This is a genomic window from Streptomyces sp. CO7, assembly GCF_053474865.1.
This window is the reverse complement of sequence record NZ_JBRIOU010000003.1, coordinates 124533-127740: the sequence shown is the minus strand read 5'-3', so window position 1 is coordinate 127740 and position 3208 is coordinate 124533. Positions and strand designations below refer to the sequence as shown.

The following is a 3208-nucleotide window of genomic DNA, read 5'->3' as shown; positions in this document are numbered from 1 at the left end:
CTCCCACCCCGCTCCGGCACCGCCGGGCCGCGGCCGTCGCAGGTGGCGCGGAATCGCCGTCGGCGCGCCGCACTCCGCACGTCGCTCACCGTATCTCCCCAGCCGGACGGGTCTCGTCCGCTCCCGGGCGGGACAACCATGCTTGTCATGGACACCAACCGCACCCGGCTCTCGCGTCCCCGCGCGAGAGGGACCGGATCCCGCTTCGCCGCCACCGCCGCGGCGGCCGCCGCGCTGCTGCTGGCCACCGCCCTGCCCGTCACGGCCTCCGCGGCGCCCTCCGCGCCGCAAACCCCCTCCCCCGACCGCGAGGCCGCCGCCGTCGCCCGCGCGGAGAAGGCCGTCGCCGCCCGGGCCGGGAGCCTCGGCTTCGGCGCGCGGCAGGAACTCGTCGTCAAGGACGTGGTCGTCGACGCGGACGGCTCCGAACACGTCCGCTTCGACCGCACCTACGCCGACCTGCCCGTCCTCGGCGGCGACTTCGTCGTCCACCTCTCGCCGACGGGCGCGTTCGAGGGCGCCGACCGGGCGAGCCGCGCGCGGCTGTCCGTGCCGGCCCTCACCCCGGCCGTGTCCGAGGCGAAGGCCCTGGACGTCGCCGAGGACCTTCTGCGGTCCGTGGAGCGGACCGTCGTCGCGCCCGAGGCCGACTCGCGGCTGGTGGTCGACGCCCTGAACGGCCGGACCCCGCGGCTGGCCTGGCACACCGAGGTGACCGCGAAGGACGCGCGAGGCAACCCGGTCGGCCGTGAGGTGCTGGTCGACGCCCGCACCGGCGAGGAGCTGGACTCCTGGGACTCCGTGCACGCCGCGACCGGCACCGGCCGCTCCCTGTACGCGGGCACCGTGTCGCTGGAGACCACCGGCAGCGGGACCTCGTACTCCCTGAAGGACCCGACCCGGGGCAACACCTACACCGGTGACGCGGCGAACAGGACCGACCTGTGCATCCTGACCCTGTGTCTGCGCCGCGCGCCCTCCACGGTGTTCACCGACGCCGACAACGCCTGGGGCACCGGGGCCACCTCCGACCGCGCCTCCGCCGCCGTGGACGCCCAGTACGGCACGAACATGACCTGGGACTACTTCAAGGACGTGCACGGCCGGCTCGGCATCGCGGGCGACGGCAAGGGCTCGTACAACCGCGTGCACTACGGCAGCAACTACAACAACGCGTTCTGGGACGACAGTTGCTTCTGCATGACCTACGGCGACGGTGACGGCACCACCTTCGGCCCGCTGGTCTCGCTGGACGTGGCCGGTCACGAGATGAGCCACGGCGTGACCTCGGCGACCGCGGACCTCACCTACTCCGGCGAGTCCGGCGGTCTCAACGAGGCCACCTCCGACATCTTCGGCTCGCTGGTCGAGTTCCACGCCGGCAACGCGAGCGACCCGGGCGACTACTACGTCGGCGAGGAGATAGTGCAGCCCGGCTTCGGCGACGCCGCCCTGCGCTTCATGGACCGGCCGGACCGCGACGGCTCCTCCGCCGCCTGCTGGTCCTCCACGACCAAGAACCTGGACGTGCACTACTCGTCCGGCGTCGCCAACCACTTCGCCTACCTGCTCGCCGAGGGCACCGGCACGCAGGACATCGGCGGCCTGGAGCACTCCGGCACCACCTGTGACGGCTCCACCCTCACGGGCATCGGCCGGGGCAGGCTCGGCGCGATCTGGTACCGGGCGCTGACCGTGCACATGACCTCGTCCACCACCTACGCGGGCGCCCGCGCGGCCACCCTCGCGGCGGCCGGCGAGCTCTACGGCGCCGGCTCCGCCGAGCAGAGCGCGGTCGCCGCCGCCTGGACCGCCGTCAACGTGCGCTGACGACGGCGAGGCCTGCACGCACCGGTTCCCCGTGCCGCCCGGGCGGCACGGGGAACCGGTGCGCCGGGATCCCCTCACAGGTCCCGTCAGCGCGCCGCCAGCAGCTCTCCCTGCCGCTGCAGCACGTATCCCGCCACGGACCGGCCGAGGGTGATCCCCGCCTCGTCCGCGGAGCGCGTGTGGATCCCCGACCAGACGCGGGCGTCCACGTTCTCCCGCGACAGCCGCCGCCAGTCGGTGTACGTCCGGGTGACGCCCGGCGCGGTGGGGCTGGTCAGCTCGAACGGCGCGGTGCGCGCCCCGCTCAGCGCGGTCAGCACGCCCTCCGCGGAGCCGGAGTAGGTGCCGTGCCCGCTCGGGTAGTCGGGGTGGGCAGGCGTGTTGTGCAGCGGCGACCAGGCCGGGTCGGGGGCGATCGCCCCGGTGCGGATCGCCGTCACCGGACGCCAGCGGGTGTACGCGTACTTGCTGTCCGAGGTGGCGATCTGGGTGTCCACCGACGCGACGTGGAACAGGGCCACCAGCCGCGCCTGGCCCGCCAGGCCCTGCGAGGAACGGGTGAGCGCCACCCTCAGCGGCTCGGTGTACAGGGTGAACGACGAGCCGTACCAGAACTGCGCGGTGTCCGTCTGCGCGGCCGTGCGCACGGTGCTGTCGGCCGCCCCGTAGGCGCGCACCTCGGCCAGGTCCGCCGCGTAGCGCGCGGAGTCCAGGGCGGGCGGGGGCGGCAGCCGGAACTGGCTCTGCGAGCGCAGCGCGAACGGCTTCGCGAGCCGGTTGCCGTACTGGGTGGCCGGGGCGTAGGCGGCCGGCGTCGGCTGCCACACGCCGGGCGCCGCGGCCGGCACCGGGTACGGCGCGTTGACCGAGGCGGGGTCCAGACCGTCCGCCGCCCGCTCGGCGAGCAGCAGCGACGCCTGCCGCTCGCCGGCCGCGACGCCGCGGTCCTCGGACCGGCCGTCGGGTATCGCGTCCAGGGTGGCGGCGTACGCCTCGTCGACCTGTGCGGCCTGGCCGGGCACCAGCTCGGTCAGCGCCCGGTGCACGGCGGAGGCGAGCGCGGCCCGCCGGTACTCGGCGCGGTCCACGCCGGCCGGCACGGCCCGGGTGGCGCGGGCGGCGGCCAGCCACCCGATCGCCCAGGTCCGGCTGTTGGTGACCTGGGTGGCGGCGGGGGCGGCGGCCACCGCCCGCGCGGTGACGTCGAACCACTCGACGGCGGTGGTGTCGGCGCCTCGGTGCTCGGCCGCGGCCTGCGGGGCGGCGAGGCCGCCGGTCAGGACGGCCGCGGCGAGGACGGCCAGGGCGGTGCGGGATCTGCGGGTGCTCATGAGGGGACGTGCTCCTTCTGCCGGGCGGGGACCTCGGCGGTGGCGGG

The 3208-nt window shown here is 75.4% G+C and carries 2 protein-coding genes; one reads left to right on the top strand and one right to left on the bottom strand.

Going from position 1 to position 3208, the window contains the following annotated elements; all coding sequences use genetic code 11:
- Positions 1–147 precede the first annotated feature (147 nt).
- Complete coding sequence (locus ACOV8S_RS10435; protein WP_448317510.1) at positions 148–1830, top strand: M4 family metallopeptidase; 1683 nt, start codon at positions 148–150, stop codon at positions 1828–1830.
- Positions 1831–1916: 86 nt separating this feature from the next.
- Here ACOV8S_RS10435 and ACOV8S_RS10430 read toward each other — a convergent pair whose 3' ends face one another.
- On the bottom strand, positions 1917–3161 hold the full coding sequence (locus ACOV8S_RS10430; RefSeq protein WP_448317509.1) for a vanadium-dependent haloperoxidase: 1245 nt from the start codon (positions 3159–3161) through the stop codon (positions 1917–1919).
- Positions 3162–3208 lie beyond the last annotated feature (47 nt).

Bases quoted from the DNA above. Each gene is read 5' to 3' on its own strand.
- ACOV8S_RS10435 (WP_448317510.1), top strand. From the start codon at position 148: ATGGACACCAACCGCACCCGGCTCTCGCGTCCCCGCGCGAGAGGGACC.
- ACOV8S_RS10430 (WP_448317509.1), bottom strand. From the start codon at position 3,161: ATGAGCACCCGCAGATCCCGCACCGCCCTGGCCGTCCTCGCCGCGGCC.